Raw genomic sequence first — 21,288 nt, forward strand, 5'->3', positions numbered from 1 at the left:
GAAGAGCTCCACCCCCCTTCCTGAACAGGAGATTTCCATGATCATTCGTGACATCGAGTCGGTGAAGACCGTCGAGTGGGGCAACGGCCTCAGCCGCCGCTTCCTCGTGGCCGAGGACGGCATGGGCTACTCGCTCACCGACACCACCGTGCTGGCCGGCACCAAGTCCCGTCTGGAGTACGTCAACCACCTGGAAGCCTGCTACTGCATCGCGGGCTCCGGCGAGGTCATCGAGCTCGACGGCACCTCGCACGAGATAGTCCCAGGCCGGATGTACGCCCTCGACCACCACGATGCCCACTACCTCGGCGCCAGCCCGCACGAGGATCTGCGCCTGGTCTGCGTCTTCTCGCCGGCCCTGCGCGGCGACGAGGTCCACAACCTGGACGCGCACACCTCCTCCGCCTACTGAGCACCGCACCCGAAGCGCCACTCGTCCGAACCATCAGTCCGATCAAAGGGGTCCGTCGTGCTTCGTTGGAACACCGACCAGGTAGATCTACGCGAAGGCCTGGAACGGTGGGGAGACGCACTCAGCGCAGACCACATCCAGCTCGACGAACAGTCCGCCTTCCCGCAGGACAAGTGGAAGGTCGTGCAGAAGACCGGCATCCTCGGACTGCCCTTCGACGAGGACTACGGAGGCATCGGCCAGTCCCTCCTCACCACCATGTACGTGCTGGAGGGCCTGGGCGCGTGCAACCGCGACTCGGGCCTCAGCTTCTCGGTCACCACGTCCATGTGCTCCACCGGAGTCCCGCTCCAGCAGTTCGGCACCGTGGAGCAGAAGGAGCGCTACCTGCCCGGGATCTGCTCGGGCGAGATGATCGGCGCCCATGCCGTCACCGAGGCCGAAGGCGGCTCGGATGCCATGGCGATGACCACCAGGGCCGTCCGTGACGGGGATGACTTCGTCATCAACGGCAGCAAGGTGTTCGTCAGCAACGGGCCGGTCGCGGACGTGATCGTGGTCTACGCCCGGACCCATCCGAACGGCGGCCCGCTCGGAACGACGGCGTTCCTGGTGGAGAGGAACATCCCCGGACTGACCGTGGGCAGGCCCGTCAAGAAGATGGGTCTGCGGACCTCGCCGCTGAGCGAGCTGTTCCTCGACGAAGTCCGGGTGCACAGGAGCGCGGTGCTCGGCCGGGCCGGGGGCGGGTTCCTGGTCCTGGACCACGTGATGAAGCGGGAGATCCTGTTCTCCTTCATCGTCATTGTGGGCGAAATGCAGCACCGCCTCGACCGGTGCGTCGACTACGCGACGACGCGCAAGTCGTTCGGAAAGGCGATCGGTTCGTACCAGAGCATCGCCAACAAGATCGTCGACACGAAGATCCAGCTGGAGACCGCCCGCAAATGGCTCTACGACACGGGCGAGAAGCTGGAAGCCGGCGAGGACGTCACCGTGGACCTCGCCATCTCCAAGCTCGTCACGAGCGAGAGCAATCTGGCGACCAGCCTCACCACCGTGCAGATCTTCGGCGGCCACGGCTACATGTCGGAGTACGGCCTGGAGCAGGACGTGCGCAGCGCCGTCGGCGGCACCATCTACTCCGGCACCAACGAGATCCAGTACAACCGCATCGCCTCGATGCTGGGACTCGGCAAGTGATCACCCAACACCCGCTGCCCCCGGCCCTGTTGAAGGTCTGCGGGGCCACGGCCTCGCGGGACATCGAGGCGGCGGCCGCCGCCGGGGCGCACTGCGTCGGGCTGTGGCACGGCGTATCCGGCGGCCCGTCGGAACTGGATCCGGACGGGCTCGCCGCCCTCTCCTCGGCGGCCCGTTCGGTCGGCCTGCTGCCGGTCCTGGTCACGTTCCTGGCTGATCCGGACCGGCTGACCGAGATCGTGCGGCGCACCGGCGTCGGCTGGGTGCAGCTGCACGCGTACCAGCCCCCGGCGGTCGTACGGGCCCTGCGCGGGGCGCTGCCCGCAGAGGTCGGCATCATCAAGGTGCTGCACGTGGCGGAACAGAGCGGCTGTGTGGAACGCCCGCTGATCGGCGCGTACGAGCGGGCCGGCACCGACCTCTTCCTCCTCGACACCACCACCGAGGACGGCCGGATCGGCAGCACCGGCCGCACCCTCGACCCGGCCCGCGTCAGGGACCTGCTGCCCCGGCTGTCCCGGCCCTTCCTGCTGGCCGGGGGCCTGACCCCGGCCAGCCGCCCCGCACACGAGGAGACCGTACGCCACCCCGGGTTCCGCGGTATCGACGTGGACACTGCGGTGCGCGACCCGTCGACCGGCGGCTTCGGGAGGGCGGAGGTCGCAGCCCTGGCTCGCGCCTGGTGCACGGACACCCGTGTCCCCGACCACCCCCGGATGGAGCCGTCGCGATGACGAAGCGGAACCGCACCGAGTTCTCGTTCCTCGAGGCCCTCCTGGCCTCCCCGACCCCCGTGGTGATGGAGGTGAAACGGCGCGACGCACACGGGTACGACCTGCTCGGCGGCAGGACCCCGGCCGAGATCGTCGGGGCGTACGAGACGGCGGGCGCGCCCTGTGTCTCGGTGGTGACGGGCCACTGGTTCGGCGGCTCGCCCGCCCTGCTGCGGGACGTGGCGGCGCTGACCGGCCTGCCGCTCCTCCAGAAGGACTTCATCACCAGGAAGGACCAGATCCGCACAGCGAAGGATCTCGGCGCGTCGGCGGTGCTGCTGACAGCAGCCCTGCTGCCCGGGTCGAGCATGCGCACGCTGGTGACGGAGTGCCTCCGGACCGGTCTCACCCCCTTCGTCGAGATAACGAAGGAGTCCGAGCTCGAACCGGTCCACCATCCCGCCGAGTGTGTGATCGCGGTCAACAACAAGGACATCAAGACACGTGAACGCGGCGCAGGTGACCCGGGCCGCTCCCTGGAGCTGCTCCCGGCGGTCCGTGCGACCGGCACCGCGTGCCCGGTGAGCGCGAGCGGCATCGACGACCCGGCCACCGCCGCCGGACTCCTGGACGCCGGGTTCGGCGGACTGCTGGTGGGCACATCGTTGCTGCGCAGCGGGTCGCCGGCAGCGTGGATGGACGCGGTGGCGGGTGCACGAACGGGACCGGCGGTCCGATGACGACTGCCCAAGACGGCATACTCGTGTACAAGCTGAACGCGGCGGGTGTCCCGCTGTCGGCGATCCTGGAGCTGCCGAAGGGCCTGGCGGCCCGGTCCACGATCCTGGCGATCCACGGCCGGGGCATGCGGGCGGCGTACTGGAACTCCTTCATTCCCCTCGCCACCGGCCTCGGGCATGCGGTACTGGCCGTCGACCGCCCCGGGTACGGCGACTCGGCACACCGGCTTCCCGAGGGCCAGACCTTGGCCGACCAGGCCGAAACGCTCCAGGCCGCCCTGAAGGAGCACGCCTGCGGGCACGACATCGGCGCGGGGGTCCTCCTCCTGGGCCACTCGGACGGCGGCAAGGTGGCCTTCCACACGGCCGCCGCGGAGGGCGGCGTACGGCTGCTGGGCCTGGACGTCTCGGGCGTCGGCTACCGGTACCACCCGCAGGCCCTGCGTCTGCCGTCCACCCTCGGCGGCGGGGCCATCGGGCTCAACTGGGGCCCCCTGCGCCTCTACCCTCACGGCACCTTCCGAGCCAGCCGCGCCCTGCTCTCCCCGACCCCGCCGCGCGAGTCGGCGGAGACGGTCCACTGGCCCGCCCAGTACGAGGCCCTGGCCCCGAACGTGCGCGTCCCGGTCCGGCTCACCTTCGCGGAGCACGAGGCCTGGTGGCGCCTGGACGATCCCACGCTGACGTCGATGACCTCCCGCCTGGCCTCGTCCCCGCGGGTGACCGTGGAGCACCTCCCCGCCGCGGGCCACAACATCAGCCTCGGCCGCACGGCCACCGCCTACCACCTGCGCGTCCTGACGTTCCTTGAGGACTGCCTGCTGGCCGCGCGGTCCTGACGCGCGGCCCCGACCGATCCGACGACCCGGCGGCGATGGTCCGCCACACCGAGGGATGCCGCGCACTCGGCATCCCCTTCGCCGCCGACCCCTCCCAGCACCTCGCCCGGCCGACCGGCGCGCGGGTACGCGCCTTCGTCGCGACGCCCGCCGGCTCTTCATCAACGGAAGCCACGACGGCAGCCGGCATGACGACGGACGGCTGACCGCGCCTGACGGTACGGGCGCGGTCAGCCTCCGACGACAAGGGTGGTCAGGCGTTCACGACCAGGCTCACCAGCTGGTCCCGGATCCGGGCTGGGATCTCCGGCGCGAAGCGCTGGAGATAGTGGTCCACGTGCGACTCCTCGCTCACCAGGAACGGAAGGTCGAAGACCAGGAGCTTGCGGACCGCCAGCAGCGGCAGCGGGGCGCGCAGCGGGCGGAAGGCCTCGTTGTAGAGGCCCGGTTCCTCGCACACCGGGTGGAACTGTCCGATCATCAGCCCGTCCGCCACGAACTCGTCCTTCGCCTTGCGCTGGAGCTCGTCCAGTTCCACCGAGTCCGTGGGGTCGAAGCCCGGCAGGACCAGGAGGATGACCAGGAGTTCACGCTCCTCCGGCGACAGCGGCTCCGACAGGGCCGTATGGCGGGTGCGCAGCGAGTCGACCGCCGAGGCCAGGTCGTCGCAGTCGGCGGACGGCAGAGCCAGGTGGAACAGGTCCTTGCGCAGCGAAGGCTGAGTGTACGGGCACACCGGACCGGTCCGGCCCAGTTCGGGGTGGCCGGAGACCAGGAAGTCCCCGTTCCACCTGAGTACTTGCTGAAGCTGACCCAAGGAATCGGCCGGCACCTCGCCGCGGGCGACCTGGCCGGCGGTTCACGTCTGGATCAGGTCGTCTCCCCTCATCGGGGGTCCCTCCACATCGGTCGGAACGTGGGTCCGCCACCGGGCAGGACTATGTCCCTGCCCAGACGGCGGAAGCCGGCGCGTCGGCTCACGGCTTCGCCGCCCGGCGAGCTGGCTTCCGCGTAGACGCCCCCGACTTCGGCGTCCGCGCGGGCCAGCAGGTCGCTGACGAGCCCGGAGATCAGACCGCCCTTCTGGCGTTCGGCGCGGACCGCGCCGAACGAGACGTAGTAGTGCGGCGGTTCCTGCGGATGGCGCTGCGCCTGCAGGTGGGTGATGGTGCGCAGTGCGTCCGTGTGCTCGCCCAGAACACCGGCGAAGGCCGCGTCCAGGGCTTCCTCGTCCGGTTCGGCGCCCGGCGGCAGGAAGAGCAGCACCGCATCGCCGTCAGGGGTGGTGAGCACCCCGTCGTAGGCGGCGGAAAGTTCGACGAACACTCGGAAGAATCCCGGCAGCAGCTCGGCCCGCAGCCGCTCGTCGGGGATCAGCCAGCGGGTCAGCGCGTCATCGTGGAAGCTGGAGGAGAGCAGGGCACACAGATGGGTGACGGTCGATCGACTCAGCCGGTTCGAGGAGGATGAAGCCGTCGTGGTCAAGACAAGGACCTCCGTTCAGAGGGGGAGGGATCGCGCGAGGGCGCTCAGGCCGTCGTACGGACGCCTGCGGCGAGGTCTTCCACGCGAGCGTGCAGGGTCGGTAGGTAGTGCTCGAACTCCGGCTTGATCAGCACGCTGCGCATCACCCGGGCCGCCTCCGCGTCCGCTGCCACGTGCGGGTGACGTCGTGTGAACGCACCGGCATCGGCGCGCAGCACACTCAGGAACACCGGGTCCGCCTCCGCTGTCATGGCGTCTCGCAGCAGCCGCTGCGACGCCGCGTCGATCGAGGACAGCGAGGCCTCGGCGGTCGCCGGGAAGTACGTCACGATGTCGAGGTCCGGGTGCTGGTACAGCTCCAGTTCGCCGGACGCGGTCAGCAGGTCCGCCCACCTCAGCGCGGCCCTGCGGTTCGCGGAGAGGATCCGCCCGAAGCCGTCCGGGGTGAGCAGCAACAGTTGCAGGGTCAGCCACAGGCCGGCGGCCGCCGCGCCCGCCCGCGAGCACTCCAGCTGATCTCGCCGAGGTGCAGGTCCGAGTCGGTGAAGTATGTGTACGGCGAGTCGTGCGCGAAGTGCCGGCCCGCGTGCGGGTCCGGGAAGAGGACCGCCCCGCAGCCGTACGGTTGCAGCCCCTGCTTGTGCGGGTCCACCACCACCGAGTCGCATTCGGCGATCGCTCGCCAGAGCGCCGCTTCGATGTCTGCGGCGCCCGCCCTGCCGAGGACCGCGTAGAAGCCGCCGTACGCGGCGTCGACGTGCACCCGCGCCCCGTAGCGGCGCGCCAGTGGCAGCACCTCGTGCACCGGATCGACCGCTCCGAGCCCGGTCGTGCCCGTGGTGACGACGACCGTGCCGATCCGCCCGCCGCGTAGCGCCGACTCCAGCGCACCGAGTTCGATGCGGCCGTGCTCGTCGGCCGGGATCCGGTGGCCCTGCATGCCCAGGACGTGACACATCCGCTCATGGGTGTAGTGGCACTCGCTGCTGTACGCGATCCCGCGTTGCGGGTGCAGCTGCCGGGCGACGTACAGGGCCTCCAGGTTGGCGATCGTGCCGCTGGTGGTGAGGTGCCCGGTGCACTGGCCGAGGCCGAACATGGCCGCCGGCTCCGCAACCGCCTCACGCTCCATCTCGGTGGTCGCGGGACCGCCCTCGGCGGCGTGGTTGTTGGGGTTGAAGAGCATGGCGGTGAGGTAGCCGGTGACCGCCGCCGGGTGGGGCGGCTTGACCATCTGTCCCGCGTAACGCGGGTGAAGAACGGATAGTTGTGGTCCATCCGTTTGGCGAAACGCTCGAAGACCTCCGCGAACGCGTCGGGGTGCACGCGGTGCGCGTCGTGAGTCTCGTACGGGCCGAACCGCCCGCCCCACCGTTCCGCCACCCCGAGCGTGTGCGGCAGCCATTCGCGCAAGTCGTGCAGGTCGTGCAAGTCCACGGGACCTCCCCCAGCGGCCGCCCCCAGGGCGGCACGAGTCAGACGTACGCGGGCATGCGCACGCCCATGAGGAGGATCGCGAAGACCCCGCAAGACCCACGCAACGCCGGGCGAGGACGCGCCCAGTCAGGCGCTCGGCCGTACACGGGGCCCGGTGTACCAAAACGGTGGCGAGCGGGGGCGGTCAGGTGATGGACACGCCGCTGTCGATGCTGATGACCTGGCCCGTCATGCAGTCCTGGTCCAGGAAGAGCCCGAGACTGCGGGCGACTTCTTCGACCGTGACGAAGCGGGGGATGGGAGCCTTGTCCTCCATCCCCTCGATCACGCGATCCGGGAGAGTCTTCGTCATACCCGTGATCATGAAGCCGGGCGACAGCGCGTTCACCGTCACCCCGCGCCGGCCGCACTCCGCCGCGAGGGTGCGTGTGAGGCCGATCAGACCTGCCTTGGACGCCGAGTACGCCGTCTGGCCAGCCGTCGCGATGATGCCCGATGGGGAGACGACGTTGATCACCCGGCCCCACCGCTGCCGCAGCATGTACGGCACCGAGACCCGCGCGGCGTGGAAGGACCCGATCAGGTTGGTCTGGATCACCTGTGCCCAGTCCGCCGGGTTCTGCATCGCCATCAGGCTGTCCTTGCGGATGGCCCCGTTGTTCACGAGGACGTCCACCGGGCCCAGCTCGATGGTGATCTGCTCGTAGAGGGCCTGGGTGGCCTCCCACGAGCCGACATCACCGGTCACCAGGGCGGACGGGTTCGTCAGCTTCTCCTGGACGGCCTCGGCGGCCTCCCTGGAGCTGTTGTAGTGGACCGCGACCCGGCAGCCCAGCGCGTCCAGCTCCAGTGCCAGCGCCTGGCCCAGGCCGCCCGAGGCACCGGTCACGAGCGCGACCGGGTGCTCCGGGCACTGACCCGTACTGTTCTTGCTCATGCGGTGGCACCGCCCCATTCCATCAGGATCGAACCCCACGTCATGCCGGCCCCGAAGCCGGCCAGCAGGACCTTGTCGCCAGGCTTGATCCGGCCCGCTTCGAGGGCCTCCGTCAGCGCGATCGGAATCGACGCCGAGGCGGTGTTGCCGTATTTCTCGAGGTTGGTGACCAATGCCTCCTGCCGCAGCCCGGTGTGCGCCAGGACCGAGTTGATGATCCGGATGTTGGCCTGGTGCGGAACGACATGGTCGACGTCCGCCGCGTCCACCTTGGCCTTCTCCAACGTCTCGCGGACCGTGCGGACGGTGTAGCGGACGGCGTTGAGGTAGATCTCGTTGCCGTTGATCTGCGCGTAGTGGAGGCCCGCGGCCACCGTCTCCGCGGTGGTCGGCATCCGGCTCCCGCCGGCGAGTACCTTGAGCGAGCCGGCGCAGGAACCGTCCGCGCCCAGGTTCCATGCCTTGACCCGGTTCTCCGCGGCCGGCTGGATGACGACCGCACCCGCGCCGTCGCCGACGAGGATGGACAGGTCCCGGTCGGCCGGGTTGGCCGTCAGGGTATGGGTGTCGGAGCCGATCAACAGGATCGGGCGGGGGTCGATGGCGATCAGCGCCATCGCGGACACCAGCCCGTAGACGAAGCCCGCGCATTCGGAGTTGACGTCGTACGCGCTCCCCAAGATGCCCAGTTCGTGGTGGACGAACGCGGACGTCGCCGGGGACGGCTGTTCGGGAGTGGCGGTCGCGACGATGAGGTGGGCGATGTCGGCGCCGGTCAGGCCCGCCTTCTCCAGCGCGCGCCGGCCGGCCTCGGCGGCCAGGGAGGCGGTGGTCTGCCCGGGACCGACCGCCCGGCGCTCGCGGATGCCACAGCGGCTGACGACCCAGTGCTCGTCGACGCCGAAACGCTCGGCGAGTTCGGCACTGGTGACGATGCGTTCGGGCACCGCCATGCCCCACCCCGTGATGTCAAAGCCGGTCACGTCAGCCCTCGCTACGCCTGAGCCGGGACGAGCAGGACGATCTTCGCGTACACGTCACGCAGGGTGGTCGTGTCGTCGAGGTCGGCGAAGAGCGACTCGTCGGCCGGAACGTGCGGGTACTGGGTCTGGAAGCCGTACAGCCACTCCATCAGGTCCAGCGAGTCGACGTCCGCGATGTGCTGGAGCGGGGCGTCGGGGCTCACCTCTGCGGCACCCGAAACGGCCTCGAGCTGGCTCGCCAGTTCTTCGATGGTGGGCAGCGACATGGGGTCGGTCCTCTCGACAGTGCGTGTGTGCGATTTCGGGAGTGATGAAATCCCCGCCCCCGCAAGGAAGGCGCAAGACCGAGCCTTCGCCGTCCTCGAATGTGTTGGTCGGCGGGGCCGGCGCGACGGCCCCGCGGGGTGCTCGCGCTGTCAGGCGGGGATGCGCTGGTACTCCTGTAACAGCGCGGTCCCGGCCGTACCGCGAATCCGCCCCGTCTTGCGCACGCCTTGCGGTGCATCCGGTTTTCTCGGACGCGAGTTCGGAAGTACGCCCCGGCGGACAGTCAGAAGCGAGGATTCAGGATGACAACGGTCGCCCCCAAGTCGGTGGACCCCGAGGTCGATGCGATCAGGCACCACTACGAGGTCAGCAACGATTTCTACCGGCTCCTTCTGGGCCCCACGATGATGTACTCCGGCGGCTACTGGGAGGCCGGCGAGGACCTGGTCGCCACCCTCGACGAGGCCCAGGAGCGCAAGCTCGACAAGTTCGCCGAACTCGCGAACGTGGCGACCGGCGACGTCAAGCGCGTTCTGGACATTGGCTGCGGCTGGGGCACCATGCTCAACCGCCTGACCACCGTGCACGGCGCGGAGCAGGCCGTCGGCCTGACCCTGTCCCGCACCCAGGAGGCCTTCATCGCGGGCCTCGGCAACCCGCGCATCACCACGCTGGGCCAGAGCTGGGCGGACTACAAGGTCGCGGACGACAGCGAGAAGTACGACGCCGCGTTCTGCATCAACGCCCTGGAGCACTTCGTCTCCTCCGATCTGCCGCCGAAGGAGCGCACCAAGCGCTACCGCTTCTTCTTCCAGCAGGTCGCGAACGCCCTGAACCCCGGCGCGAAGTTCGTACTCCACACCATGACCGCCGAGGCGCTGCCGATGAACCGCGCGCTCCTCGACGACCTGAAGTTCCTCCAGCGCTCCGAGTTCGCGGGCTGCCACATCCCGCACCTGAGCGAGCTGAGCGCCGCTGCCGAGGGGCTCTTCGAGATCGACGAGATCGTCAACGAGCGCGAGTCCTTCGCGATGGCCTGCCGCGCCTGGCTGGTCCTGCTGGCCGAGCGCCGGGACGAGGCCGTCGCCATGGAGGGCGAGGAGGTCGTCAACCGCTTCGAGCGTTACCTCGACATCTTCGCGTACACGCTCGAGGACAAGTTCTTCAACAACTTCCGCGTCACCATCACCCGCCGCTGAGGAGGACGACGTGACGAGCATTCTCGAGCCGGCCAAGGACGGCGGGGCACCTACGGGCACCGGGACGGTCTCCGGCGGGCACGGCCCGACCCGGCATCTGCGGGTCGCGGTGATCGGCACCGGCTTCTCGGGCCTGGGCACCGCCATCCGGCTGCTGCAGTCGGGCATCGACGACTTCCTGCTGTTCGAGGGGGCCGACGAGGTCGGCGGGACCTGGCGCGACAACAGCTATCCGGGGTGCGCGTGCGACGTCATGTCCCACCTCTACTCGTTCTCGTTCGCCCAGAACCCGAACTGGAAATCCACCTTCGGCAAACGCGACGAGCTGTACGCGTACCTGCGTGAGACGGCCGACCGCTTCGGCGTGCGCCCACACATTCGGTTCGGCCATGAACTCCTGGCCGCTCGCTGGGACGACGTCGGAAGGCACTGGAAGATCGAGACCTCGCAGGGCGACTACACCGCGCAGATCCTGGTCACCGGCACCGGCTACCTCAGTGAGGCGGCCGTACCGGACATCAAGGGCCTGGCGGATTTCGACGGGAAGATCTTCCACTCCTCGAACTGGGACCACGACCACGGTCTCGCCGGCCGCCGGATCGCCGTCATCGGTACGGGCGCCTCGGCCATCCAGTTCGTCCCGAAGATCCAGCCCGAGGTCGGGCAGCTCGACCTCTACCAGCGCACGCCTCCGTGGGTCGGCCCGAAGAAAGACAAGCCCACCAGCCCGCTCCAGGCCAAGCTGCTGCGCTCGGTGCCCGGCTACCAGAACTTCCGGCGGAACTTCAACATGTGGGGCCGGGAGGTCCTGGCCTTCGTGATGGCCCGCCCGAAGGTCGCCGGGAAGATGCAGAAGATGGCGAGCGACCATCTGAAGAAGTCGGTCCCGGACGAGGCGTTGCGTGCCAAGCTCACGCCCGACTACGTCATGGCGTGCAAGCGGCTGCTCTTCTCCAACACCTGGTACCCGGCGCTCCAGCAGCCCAACGTGGAGCTGATCACCGATGGGATCGAGGAGGTCCGCGCCAAGTCGATCGTCGGCAAGGACGGGGTCGAGCGCGAGGTCGACACCATCATCCTCGGCACCGGGTTCCAGGCCACCGACCGTCCGGTGGCGCGCCGGATCTGGGGCCGGGGCGGCGTGCAGCTGCGCGAGGCGTGGAAAGACGGCATGTCCGCACACCGCGGCACCACCATCGCCGGCTTCCCCAACCTCTTCATGCTGCTCGGCCCGAACACGACGTTGGGGCACTCCTCCCAGGTCGTGATGATCGAGGCGCAGATCGCCTACGTCCTCGACGCGCTGAAGCAGATCGAGAAGCGCGGCCTGGCCAGCGTCGAGGTCCGGCAGGAGGCGCAGGATGCCTACAACAAGGCGCTCGACGCCAGGCTCGACGGCACCGTGTGGAACGCGGGCAACTGCAAGAGCTGGTACCTGGACGCGAACGGCCGCAATCCGTCGATCTGGCCGACGTACACCTGGCGCTTCCGCAGCCAGACCAAGCGCTTCGACCTGAGCGAGTACCAGCTCGCCTCGCAGGTGCGCACCAGCAAGGCCGGTACCTCACCAGTAGCAAGTCATGCCGATCGGAAGACGGACTTCAGATGAGCACTACCCCAAGAACCGCCGCCGGGGCCTCCGAGGACGCCGTCGCGCAGCCGTCGCGACGCAAGTTCCTCGGCGGCATCGCCGCCGCGGCTGTCGTGGTCGGCTGGAACGCGGTCGACCGGACCTGGGCGACGGCCGCCGAGGCCGCCGGCGACGCGCGCGTCGTCCCGGTGCCGGCACTGAGCGGCACGCTGGAGGCGGCGCCGGCCACGGTCGAGGCCTTCGGCAAGGACTTCGGCCACCTGTGGGACGCCCCAGGCAACAGGCCGTGGGCCGTGCTGCGGCCGGGCGGGATCGACGACATCGTCGCGATCGTCAACTACGCCCGGGCCAACGGCATCAAGGTCGCGGTCAACGGGCAGGGCGGTAGGGGCGCCGACCTCGAATCGCACTCCGTGTACGGCCAGGCCCGGGTCCCCGGCGGCATCTCCATCGACGCCAAGGGCATGTCGAAGATCCTCTCGATCGGCAGCGACCACGCCGTGGTCGAGGCCGGTGTGACGTGGGGCCAGCTGACCGACGCCGCCCTGGCGCTGGGCAAGACCCCGCCCGCGCTGACGGACTACATGCACCTCTCGGTCGGCGGCACCATCAGCGTCGGCGGTATCGGCGGCACCGTACAGAGGTACGGCCTGCAGTGCGACACCGTGCAGTCCATCGACATCGTCACGGGCGACGGCAAGCTGGTCACGGCCAGCCCGTCGGTGCGGTCGGAGCTGTTCAACGCGGCGCTGGCGGGCGGCGGCCAGGTCGGCATCATCGTCCGGGCAACGGTCGCGCTGATCCCGGCGCCGGCGCGGGTGGTCCTCCTCAGCCTCTTCTACAACGACGTGGAGACCTACCTCGCGGACGCCGAGCAGGTGATGGAGGACGGCCGGTTCGAGATCCAGGCCGGCGAGATGCTCCAGAAGCCGGACGGTTCAGGCTGGCGCTACAAGATGGAGGTCGGTGCCGCCTACGACACGACCCCGCCGGACCGCGACGGGCTGCTGGCCGACCTGAGGGACGTACGGGCCGACGCGGTCATCGAGGATATGACGTACCGGGCGTACGCGTTCCGGATCGACGCGGCCGAGGCGTATCTGAAGCAGGCGGGTTACTGGCCAGGGCCCAAGCCCTGGCTGAGCATGTTCCTGCCGGCGTCGAAGGTGAAGACCTTCATGAAGCAGGTCGAGCAGGAGCTGACCGCGGCCTCGCTGGGGGGCGGGTTCCTGCTCTTCTACCCGTACGTCACCTCGAAGATCGGGCGGCCGCTGGCGATACAGCCGAACGAGTCGGCCGCCTATCTCTTCGACCTGCTGCGCTTCCCCAACCCGGGTGAGCCGAACATCCAGGGCATGCTCGACCAGAACCGCCGACTGTACGACACCGCGGTGGCCATGGGTGCCAAGCGCTACCTGGTGGGCGCGGTACCGAACATGACCCAGGCCGACTGGAGGGCCCACTTCGGTAACCGCTGGACGGCCTTGCGCGCAGCCAAGGCGAAGTACGACCCCAAGAACCTCTTCACTCCCGGCCAGGGCTTCTTCGCCTGACCGCGACCCGAGCGCGGCCCGGCCGGACGTAAAGTCCCGGCGGCGGGGACGGGGCCCCCGCCCTTTTCCGTATCCACTGGAGGCTTCGGCATGACGACGTACGACCTGATCGACGAGGCGGTGATCGACGTTCCGGCAGACGCCGTCTGGTCCGCGCTCGTCGCTGAGTTCCGCGGTGCGAGGAAGTGGTGGGTCCCCGCCAACACGTTCACCACGGTCTCCGGCGCCCCCGACGCCGTGGGCGGCAGGGTCAGCGTGACGGTGCACGCCAAGGGTGTCGACAAGGGCGGGCTGAAGCTGCGGTTCACCTCGCGCACCGTCGCGGTGGAGCCGGGTCGCCGCCTTGAGGTCGAGTACGTGGACGGCGTCTTCCGGGGCACCAGCACCTTCCTTCTCGAACCCCTGGCGGACGGCCGTACCCGGATCTCCATGCACTTCGACGGTAGCCCGCACGGCTGGCTGAAGCTGCTGGCCAAGGTCGCGGACCTGGGCGCGGAGCACTCCAAGGGCACCCTCGCCGCCTTCGTGTCGCTGGACCGGCAGCTGTCGGCGGTACCGCGGTGACGACGGCCCAGGACCTCACTCGCGAGCTGACGGCCCGTACGGATGACGGCGCCGGACTCGCGGTCACCGTCCTCGCCCCGCTGGCCGGCACGCCTTCGGCCGTCGACGTGGTGCTGGTGCACGGGTGGGCGCATGCACGCCGGGTGTGGGGCACGGTCGCGGACCGCCTGATCCGGGCAGGCCACCGCGTGGTGCTGTACGACCAGCGCGGTCACGGCGCCTCCACCCTGGGCCGTACGCCGGTCTCGGTGGAACGGCTGGGCGCCGACCTGGCAGCCGTGCTGGCGGAGACGAGCGCGCACGAGGCGGTGGTCGTGGGCCACTCGGGCGGCGGATTCGCCGCTCTGTCGTACGCCACCACGTCGCCGTCGGCGGGCCGGCTGCGCGGGCTGGTGCTGCTGGGCACGGCGGCGCACGGCCAGGACACCCCGGACGGCGAGGTGAAGATGATGGGCAGCACCCTCTTCACCAAGGCCCTCCACCGGCCGTGGCTCGGGCGGAAACTGCTCGGCTCCACCATGGGCAAGGGTGTGGATCCCGTCGTGCGGGACGTGAACCGCCAGCTGTTCGCCGCGACGGTCCCCCAGGTCCGGTCGGACTTCTTCCGGTGCACCCGCGGCTGGGACGTCCGTGCGGCGCTGGCGTCCGTTACGGTCCCGGCGGTGGTCCTGCACGGTGAGGCCGACAAGGTGATCGACTCGGCCCTGGCGGAGACACTCGCGAGAGTCATCCCCGGCGCCCGCTTCGAACGGGTCCCGCACGCGGGCCACATGCTGCCGCTGGAACGCCCACTGCTCGCGGTCTCGGCGGTTGTCGAACTCGCCTCGCGATGAGGTGATCGGCCGTGATCGAGGCACTCCTGCCGCCGGGCGTCATGTCGTCGGAAGCCTTCGACGACATGGCGCCCGCGCCACTCTTTCCGGCCGAGGCGGCCCTGATGGAGGGCCGCCGGGCGCGCCGGCGCGCCCAGTTCGCGACGGCCCGCGCCTGCGCCCGCCGCTGTCTTGCGGAACTCGGCCACCCACCGGCCCCGCTGCTACCGGGCCCGGGCGGTGCCCCCGGGTGGCCGTCGGGCGTGGTCGGCAGCATCACCCACTGCGAGGGGTACCGAGCCGCGGTGGCCACCCCGGCCTCCGCGGCGGCGGCTCTCGGCATCGACGCCGAACCGGCCGACCCGCTCCCCACGGGCGTACTCGGCCTGATCGCCTCGCCGGTGGAACTCGCCCACTTGGACGCCCTCGTGCGGGCCGATCCCTCTCTGCCCTGGGACCGTATCTTCTTCTCCGCGAAGGAGGCTTCCTACAAGGCCTGGTACCCGGCCACCGGCATCTGGCTCGGTTTCCGCGACGCCACCCTGTTCCTGTCCCCCGCGGGCACCTTCACGACCACCCTCCGCCCTCCGGTCGCCCCGCCTGTGAACCCGGTGTACGAGGGCCGCTGGCTGAGTTCCGACTGCCTGGTCGTGACGGCGGTCTCACGCGGGAGCTAGCCTGAGCCCTCCGACCACACGCAGGTGCACCTCGCCTCGTGGTGGATCGGAATCGCCCGGTATCGCATCCGGCCCTGTACGCCTCCCCCACGCGTCGGCACGCCGCAATGTGCCTCCCCCACTATCCCTCCACGGCTATTTGCCTGCGCACTCGCCGACCCCGCTCGAAAACTGGGTCAGACTGCAGCGCGGCTTCACCCACCGCGCAGAAACCGCTGTCCAAGAACAAGCGGGAATTTCAGGAAGCAGATCACGCCACGCCTTCGACGAAGGCGCTCACGGTCACATCACCTCGCCCGAATCCAACTCTTGGGCAGCCGTTGCGCCTGTCGGCCGCACTTGATCGACGGAATGAAGCGTCAAGTGCAAACGCCTTGGTCGGAATCGGCGATCACAATGGGCAACCATCAATCCCATTTTTGGCGATAGACAGATCGGGCATACAGAAAGGATACGTGCATAGGGTCGCCGGTACACAACCCCGAGCAACATCAGGCCTCAGCGCAGGGCAGTGAAACCGTGAGACGGATGTGAGAGGAACGCCCCGGAGCACGCCGAAGGCCGCTTCCTCACGAAGGAGAAAACGGCCTCTGACCTGTGACAATGGAGCGAACTCCAGTCGGGACGACAGGATTTGAACCTGCGACCCCTTGACCCCCAGTCAAGTGCGCTACCAAGCTGCGCCACGTCCCGTGGTCTCGGTACCCGAAGCGATGGCCTGGGGGGCTTCGCTGTGGGCTTCTCGACCTTGTCTCCGGTTGTCCCGGCGACGTGGAAAACAATACAGCACGTCGGGGGGTGCTCGCTGCCAGGTTCGGGGTGGTGGGTCAGGGGGTCGGGTGGCGGGCGTCGTAGGCGAGGAAGGCGGGGCGGCGGGCGGCGAGGAGGAGGACGGCGGCGACGCAGGCGAGGCCGCCGGTGATCACGGAGGTGGCGGGGTTGGAGAGGGCGGCGACGGTGCCGGACTCGAAGTCGCCGAGGCGGGGGCCGCCCGCGACCACGACGATGAAGATCCCCTGGAGGCGTCCGCGCATCTCGTCGGGGGCCGCGACCTGCATCATCGTGTTGCGGAAGATCATGCTGACGGTGTCGGCGCAGCCCGCGACCGCGAGCAGCAGGAGGCCGAGCCAGAGGTTGTGGAGGGCGCCGAAGGCGGCGATGGCCAGGCCCCAGGCGGCGACCGCGGCGAGGATGGCGATGCCCTGGCGGCGCACGCGGCCGACCCAGCCGGAGAACAGCGCTCCGACCAGGGCGCCGACGGCCGGGGCGGAGACCAGCAGGCCGACGGTGCCGGCGTCGCCGCCGTAGAAGGTGACCGCGATGGCCGGGAAGAGGGCGCGCGGCATGCCGAAGACCATCGCGGCCAGGTCGGCGAGGAAGCTGGTGCGCAGGTTGGGCTGTTCGCGCAGGAAGCGGAGGCCGTCGAGGACGGAGGCGCGGCCCTTGCGATCGCCGAGCGGCCGCATGGCGGGCAGGCGCCACATCGCGTAGAGGGTGGCGGTGAAGGCGACGGTGTCGATCAGGTAGGCGGCCTGGACGCCGTACGCGCCGATGAGGACGCCGCCGAGCATCGGGCCCACGGTGAGGCCGAGGTTCATGCTGACGGTGTTCAGGGCGTTCGCCGCCGGGAGCTGGTGGCTCGGCACCAGCCTGGGGATCATCGCGGAGCGGGCGGGCGAGCTGAGGGCGAAGAAGCCGGCCTGGACGGCGACGGCGGCGTACAGGACGGCGACCAGGCCGAGGCCGGCGAGCGCCTGCGCGGCCAGGACGGCCGAGACGGCTGCCAGACCGGCGGAGCCGATCAGGCCCAGCCGGCGTCGGTCGACGGTGTCGGCGATCGCACCGCCGTAGAGGCCGAAGACGACGAGTGGGACGAGCGAGAAGATGCCGACCAGGCCGGTCGCGAAGGCGGAGCCGGTCAGGTCGTAGACCTGGACGGAGACGGCGACGGCCGTCATCTGCTGGCCTACGGAGGAGACGGCCTGCCCGGCCCAGACCCGACGGTAGTCGGGGTGGTCGCGCAGCGGGCTGAGGTCGGCGAACGCCCGGCGGTACCAGGGTGAGTCGGGGACGGCCCCCGGTTCTGACCCGTCCCCCGGTCCGGGATCGGATTCGGGCTCGGCGGAGGAGGATGCGGGGAGGGCGGAGGGCGAAGGAGGCGTGGACGGCGAAGGGACGGCGGACGGGGTGGATGCGGGGGACGGGGTGGAATGTTGATTGTTCGACATAGTCCCCCATGCTCCGCTCCACCCCCGACCCGCCTCGCACCGGCCCCGGCACCGGGACCTCCGGCCGGCCTCCCGCCGACCACCCGCCCGGCGCCCTTCGCCCTGCGCCCTTCGCCGCGTGACCGGGCCGCAGTCCCCCCGCAGGGGGACCGCGCCCGCAGCCGCTACCGGCTCAGCACCTGCTTCTCCCCCGCCTCCACCGCGAAGTCCAGCCGGTTGCCCGGCGGCGGGAACGGGCAGATGAAGAAGTCCGAGAAGGCGCACGGCGGCAGGTAGGCCCGGTTGAGGTCGAGGACGGTGCGGCCCTCCGCGTCCGGCGCCGGCAGGGTGATGAAGCGGAAGCGGTAGGTGTCGATGCCGCTGGTCCTGTCCGCGATCACGCCGCTGAGCAGCTCGCCCGACCGGCTGACGGTCAGCGTGCGGTGCTCGCCCGCCACGGTGAAGGCGACCTGCCCGGTGACGACCAACGGGCGATCCCGGCCGTCGGCGTTCGGAACCACGACGGACTGCGTGTCGCCGTCCTCGAACGGGGTGAAGACGGCGGGAACGGCCCACTCGGGCGCGTACGGGTAGGCGGAGATGCCCGCGAAGGCACCCCGGCGCGGCGCGGCCGGGTCGAAGACCCGCAGGGCCAGCTCGCCCTCGCGCTCGATCGGGACGAGCAGCAGGTCGCCCAGGGTGGCCGTGTCGGCGGCCGGGTCACTGTCCGGACGGAGCAGCACGTCCCCGTCCACCGGTGTGCCGGCACCGTCGACCGTGATGCCGTCACCAGCCGCCGCCCGGACCCGGACGCCCTCGGCGTCGGCCCACCAACGCCCGGGCAGGCCGGGGACCTCGGTGGGCTCGGGCTCCAGCCAGTGCGTGCCGGTGAGTGCGAGCTGGCCGTGCGGCGCGCTCACCGACGCCGCCCGGCCGTCACTCCAGTGCTTCCAGTCCTCCGCGGCCGTCGCCGTCATCGGTCCACCCTCCCGGTCTGTCCGCGGACGGCCCGCCGTTCGGACCGCCCGTCTCGATCATCCACAACGCCGTCCACGCGGACGGATCATTCCCGTCGGCCCGAAGCCGCCGAAACTGCCACACGGCGGCAACGCGCCGACACGGGACACAACACTGGGCACACCACGGGCCACGGACTCGCCTACCCGTCGCGCCGCTTCAGCGGCCGGAAGAGGCCCTCCTGCACCACCGACACCACCAGCTGCCCGTTCCGGTCGAAGATCTGCCCACGCGCCAGACCGCGCGCGCCGTGGGCGATCGGGGACTCCTGCTGGTAGAGCAGCCAGTCGTCCGTCCGGAACGGCTGGTGGAACCACATCGCGTGGTCGAGCGAGGCCATGTCGAAGTTGCGCTCGCCCCACAGCGGCTCGACCGGGGCGCGGACTGCGTCCAGCAGCGTCATGTCGCTGGCGTAGGTGAGTGCGCACACGTGGATCAGCGGGTCGTCCGGCAGCGAGCCGTTGGTGCGTAGCCACACGCCGCTGCGCGCCTCGACGCCCGCCAGTTCCTCCTTCGTCCAGCGCAGCCGGTCGACGTAGCGGATGTCGAAGGGCTGGCGGCGGCTGATGAACGGGGGCAGCTCGCCGAGCCGGGAGCCGACCTCGTCCAGGGCACTGGGCAGGTCTTCGGGGGCGGCGACGGACGGCATCGGGAACTGGTGCTCGATGCCGCCCTCCTCGGGCCGGTGGAAGTCGGCGGTGAGCGCGAAGATCGACCGGCCGCCCTGGATCCCGAGTACCCGACGGGTGGTGAAGGAGCGACCGTCCCTGATCCGGTCGACCTGGTAGACGATCGGCAGGCCCGGCGTCCCGGGGCGCAGGAAGTACGCGTGCAGCGAGTGGACAGGGCGCGCATCGTCCACCGTGCGCCCCGCCGCGACCAGCGCCTGCCCCGCGACCTGGCCGCCGAACGTCCGTTGCAGCGCTTCCTCGGGGCTTCGCCCACGGAAGATGTTGAGTTCGATCTGCTCAAGGTCGAGCAGATCGACAAGGTCGTCGACGGGGGTACCCATGCGCACGCTTCCTCTCCGGACTCCGAACGAATTCTCCAGCTCACTCGAATCCTCTGGCGACCCGGGTCATTCCCGCGCAGCACGCCGGAACTCCTAGTTCACTCGAACGAGTAGTCGAGTCAGCGAACAGATGACGGACGGAACGAGAGCACGGCGACGGACGAAAGAGCGGCGACGGACGGGGAGGCAGCAGCGGAAAGGACGAAGCGGCACCGGATGACCGAGCCCGGCGGAGGGCGCCTCCGGCTACGCGCCCAGCCCCGACTCCCGCACCGTGATGTTGAGCCGCCCGACCAGCCCCAGCGCCGGGTCCGCCGTCCCCGGCAGCGTCCGCACCACCCCGTGGTACGCGAACCGGGCCGGTCCGCCGAACACCAGCAGGTCGCCGCTGCGCAGTTCCAGGTCGGTCCACGGCCTGGTCCTGGTCTCGGTGTTCCCGAGCCGGAAGACACAGCCGTCACCGAGCGAGAGCGAGACCACCGGCGCGTCCGCCCGCTCGTCGCGGTCCTGGTGGAGGCCCATCTTCGCGCCGTGCGCGTAGTGGTTGACGATCGCGATGTCCGGCTCGTACGACGCCGCGCCCGCGACCTCCCCCAGCGCGGGCCCGTACGCCTCGGCGACGGCCCGGTGCGCAAGCGTCCCGAGCAACGACGGGAACGGCTTGACCGGCGCACCGTCCTCGGCGATCCGCCGGTACCCGTACGGGTACCAGTGCAGGCCGAGGCTCACCATCCGTACGGACATCATCCCGCCGGTGGGCATCCGCACGGTGTGCAGGCCGGCCGGCGGGCGGGCCCACTCCCGGCAGGCGGCGACCAGGCGGCGTTGCGCGTCGAGGTCCAGCCAGCCGGGGAGCAGGACGGCGCCGGGGGCCGGCTCGGAGCGCTCGCGCGCACCCGCGGACCCGCTCGGGTCACCGAACAGCTCTCCCTGGATCACCCCACCATCCTCGCGCACCGCCCTGCCCCGGGCCCAGCCCACCGCCGCGAGCGGACGGCACTCCGGGCACCCGGCCGAACGCCGCGGATCGCCGCGGATCACTGCGGATCACTGCGGATCACTGCGAAAACGCCGACGGCCGCTCCCCCGTCCGGCGGAAACCCGCGTGACGGTGGAGCGGCCGTGGCAGCCGAGCACGTCGGTGCCCGCTCGGGGCACCGGAACGGTGAGGGCCGAGCAGCCGATGTCAGCTGCGCAGGGAGCCTCGGGCGTCCGGGGAACCTCAGATGCTGAGGGTCTGGCCCGGGAGGATCAGGTCCGGGTTGCCACCGATGACCTTGGCGTTGTTCTGGTACAGGTCGTGCCAGTCCAGGCCCTGCGCGGCGGCGATGGAGCTCAGGGTGTCACCGGCCTTGACGGTGTAGTCGCCCTTGGCGGCCGGCTTGGCGTCGTTCGAGCGGTTCCAGGACTTGGCGCCCTGGTCGGCCTTCGGCGCGGACTTCTGGGCGTCGGCCTTCTTCTGGACATCGGTCTTCGGCGCGGCGGCCTTGGGCGCGGCGTCGTTCTTCGGCGCGGCCTGGGCCTTGGGGGCGGCCTTCGGGGCCTCGGCCGGCTTCGCGGCCGGGGCGGCGGGCTTCGGGGTCTGCGCGGGCTTGGCGGCGGTCGAACCGGTGCCGGCACCGGTGGTGGAGCCCGCCGAG

The 21,288-nt window shown here is 70.3% G+C and carries 23 protein-coding genes and 1 tRNA gene; 11 read left to right on the top strand and 13 right to left on the bottom strand.

The window, feature by feature from the left end; translation table 11 throughout:
* The first annotated feature begins 37 nt into the window (after positions 1-37).
* From ACZ7C5_RS36550 to ACZ7C5_RS36570, 5 genes are read left to right on the top strand one after another with little or no spacing between them, the layout of a single operon-like run.
* Complete coding sequence (locus tag ACZ7C5_RS36550) at positions 38-412, top strand: ectoine synthase (RefSeq protein WP_401086869.1); 375 nt, start codon at positions 38-40, stop codon at positions 410-412.
* Between the two features lie 57 nt (positions 413-469).
* Positions 470-1,615: an acyl-CoA dehydrogenase family protein gene (locus ACZ7C5_RS36555; RefSeq protein WP_470324342.1), complete on the top strand. Its 1,146-nt coding sequence runs from the start codon at positions 470-472 to the stop codon at positions 1,613-1,615.
* Positions 1,612-2,349, top strand: a complete 738-nt coding sequence (locus ACZ7C5_RS36560) for a phosphoribosylanthranilate isomerase (RefSeq protein WP_401086873.1) — start codon at positions 1,612-1,614, stop codon at positions 2,347-2,349. The genes ACZ7C5_RS36555 and ACZ7C5_RS36560 overlap by 4 nt, the downstream gene beginning before the upstream one ends.
* Entirely contained in the window at positions 2,346-3,068 is a 723-nt protein-coding gene (locus tag ACZ7C5_RS36565; protein ID WP_401086874.1) for a beta/alpha barrel domain-containing protein, read from the top strand. Before ACZ7C5_RS36560 ends, ACZ7C5_RS36565 begins: the two co-directional genes overlap by 4 nt.
* Positions 3,065-3,907: an alpha/beta hydrolase gene (locus ACZ7C5_RS36570; protein ID WP_401086876.1), complete on the top strand. Its 843-nt coding sequence runs from the start codon at positions 3,065-3,067 to the stop codon at positions 3,905-3,907. Before ACZ7C5_RS36565 ends, ACZ7C5_RS36570 begins: the two co-directional genes overlap by 4 nt.
* 253 nt (positions 3,908-4,160) lie before the next feature.
* On the opposite strand, the gene ACZ7C5_RS36575 is transcribed toward ACZ7C5_RS36570, so the two are convergent.
* The 7 genes from ACZ7C5_RS36575 to ACZ7C5_RS36605 all read right to left on the bottom strand — a co-directional run bounded on the left by ACZ7C5_RS36575 (position 4,161) and on the right by ACZ7C5_RS36605 (position 9,015).
* Positions 4,161-4,724 carry a DUF6875 domain-containing protein gene (locus ACZ7C5_RS36575; protein WP_401086878.1) on the bottom strand — a complete coding sequence of 188 codons (564 nt, stop codon included), beginning with the start codon at positions 4,722-4,724 and terminating at the stop codon, positions 4,161-4,163.
* Positions 4,725-4,792: 68 nt separating this feature from the next.
* Complete coding sequence (locus ACZ7C5_RS36580) at positions 4,793-5,392, bottom strand: hypothetical protein (protein ID WP_470324343.1); 600 nt, start codon at positions 5,390-5,392, stop codon at positions 4,793-4,795.
* A gap of 44 nt (positions 5,393-5,436) precedes the next feature.
* The gene (locus ACZ7C5_RS36585; protein ID WP_470324344.1) at positions 5,437-5,847 is read right to left on the bottom strand and encodes a hypothetical protein; all 411 of its coding nucleotides are present in this window, start codon (positions 5,845-5,847) and stop codon (positions 5,437-5,439) included.
* A gap of 11 nt (positions 5,848-5,858) precedes the next feature.
* Positions 5,859-6,626: a pyridoxal phosphate-dependent decarboxylase family protein gene (locus tag ACZ7C5_RS36590; RefSeq protein WP_401086883.1), complete on the bottom strand. Its 768-nt coding sequence runs from the start codon at positions 6,624-6,626 to the stop codon at positions 5,859-5,861.
* 387 nt (positions 6,627-7,013) lie between these two features.
* Positions 7,014-7,766: an SDR family NAD(P)-dependent oxidoreductase gene (locus tag ACZ7C5_RS36595; RefSeq protein WP_401086884.1), complete on the bottom strand. Its 753-nt coding sequence runs from the start codon at positions 7,764-7,766 to the stop codon at positions 7,014-7,016.
* Positions 7,763-8,749, bottom strand: coding sequence for a 3-oxoacyl-ACP synthase III family protein (locus ACZ7C5_RS36600; RefSeq protein ID WP_401086886.1), 987 nt, complete (start codon positions 8,747-8,749; stop codon positions 7,763-7,765). Before ACZ7C5_RS36600 ends, ACZ7C5_RS36595 begins: the two co-directional genes overlap by 4 nt.
* A gap of 11 nt (positions 8,750-8,760) precedes the next feature.
* Positions 8,761-9,015 (bottom strand): hypothetical protein, encoded by a 255-nt coding sequence (locus ACZ7C5_RS36605; RefSeq protein ID WP_401086888.1) that lies wholly within the window; start codon positions 9,013-9,015, stop codon positions 8,761-8,763.
* Positions 9,016-9,318: 303 nt separating this feature from the next.
* Between ACZ7C5_RS36605 and ACZ7C5_RS36610 the strand changes: the two genes are divergently transcribed.
* From ACZ7C5_RS36610 to ACZ7C5_RS36635, 6 genes are all read left to right on the top strand, one after another.
* A complete protein-coding gene (locus ACZ7C5_RS36610; RefSeq protein WP_470324345.1) occupies positions 9,319-10,215 on the top strand; it encodes a class I SAM-dependent methyltransferase in 897 nt (298 codons plus the stop codon).
* Positions 10,216-10,225: 10 nt separating this feature from the next.
* A complete protein-coding gene (locus ACZ7C5_RS36615) occupies positions 10,226-11,824 on the top strand; it encodes a flavin-containing monooxygenase (RefSeq protein WP_470324346.1) in 1,599 nt (532 codons plus the stop codon).
* A complete protein-coding gene (locus ACZ7C5_RS36620) occupies positions 11,821-13,359 on the top strand; it encodes an FAD-binding protein (RefSeq protein WP_401086894.1) in 1,539 nt (512 codons plus the stop codon). Before ACZ7C5_RS36615 ends, ACZ7C5_RS36620 begins: the two co-directional genes overlap by 4 nt.
* A 90-nt stretch (positions 13,360-13,449) precedes the next feature.
* Entirely contained in the window at positions 13,450-13,923 is a 474-nt protein-coding gene (locus ACZ7C5_RS36625) for an SRPBCC family protein (RefSeq protein WP_401086896.1), read from the top strand.
* Entirely contained in the window at positions 13,920-14,756 is an 837-nt protein-coding gene (locus ACZ7C5_RS36630; RefSeq protein WP_401086898.1) for an alpha/beta fold hydrolase, read from the top strand. Before ACZ7C5_RS36625 ends, ACZ7C5_RS36630 begins: the two co-directional genes overlap by 4 nt.
* An 11-nt stretch (positions 14,757-14,767) precedes the next feature.
* Positions 14,768-15,412, top strand: a complete 645-nt coding sequence (locus ACZ7C5_RS36635; RefSeq protein WP_401086900.1) for a 4'-phosphopantetheinyl transferase family protein — start codon at positions 14,768-14,770, stop codon at positions 15,410-15,412.
* 619 nt (positions 15,413-16,031) lie between these two features.
* Here the strand turns inward: ACZ7C5_RS36635 and ACZ7C5_RS36640 are convergent.
* The 6 genes from ACZ7C5_RS36640 to ACZ7C5_RS36665 all read right to left on the bottom strand — a co-directional run.
* Positions 16,032-16,105: transfer RNA gene (locus ACZ7C5_RS36640), tRNA-Pro, on the bottom strand.
* Positions 16,106-16,239: 134 nt separating this feature from the next.
* On the bottom strand, positions 16,240-17,640 hold the full coding sequence (locus ACZ7C5_RS36645) for an MFS transporter (RefSeq protein WP_401087188.1): 1,401 nt from the start codon (positions 17,638-17,640) through the stop codon (positions 16,240-16,242).
* 164 nt (positions 17,641-17,804) lie between these two features.
* Positions 17,805-18,596: a DUF1684 domain-containing protein gene (locus tag ACZ7C5_RS36650; RefSeq protein ID WP_401087190.1), complete on the bottom strand. Its 792-nt coding sequence runs from the start codon at positions 18,594-18,596 to the stop codon at positions 17,805-17,807.
* Positions 18,597-18,778: 182 nt separating this feature from the next.
* Positions 18,779-19,648: an acyl-CoA thioesterase gene (locus ACZ7C5_RS36655; RefSeq protein ID WP_188301876.1), complete on the bottom strand. Its 870-nt coding sequence runs from the start codon at positions 19,646-19,648 to the stop codon at positions 18,779-18,781.
* 246 nt (positions 19,649-19,894) lie between these two features.
* Positions 19,895-20,584, bottom strand: coding sequence for an alpha-ketoglutarate-dependent dioxygenase AlkB family protein (locus tag ACZ7C5_RS36660; RefSeq protein ID WP_401087259.1), 690 nt, complete (start codon positions 20,582-20,584; stop codon positions 19,895-19,897).
* Between the two features lie 286 nt (positions 20,585-20,870).
* Positions 20,871-21,288, bottom strand: a 418-nt coding sequence (locus ACZ7C5_RS36665) for a LysM peptidoglycan-binding domain-containing protein (protein WP_470324347.1), incomplete at its 5' end; no start/stop codon positions are given.

The sequence above is a fragment of the Kitasatospora sp. NPDC036993 genome, assembly GCF_055607525.1.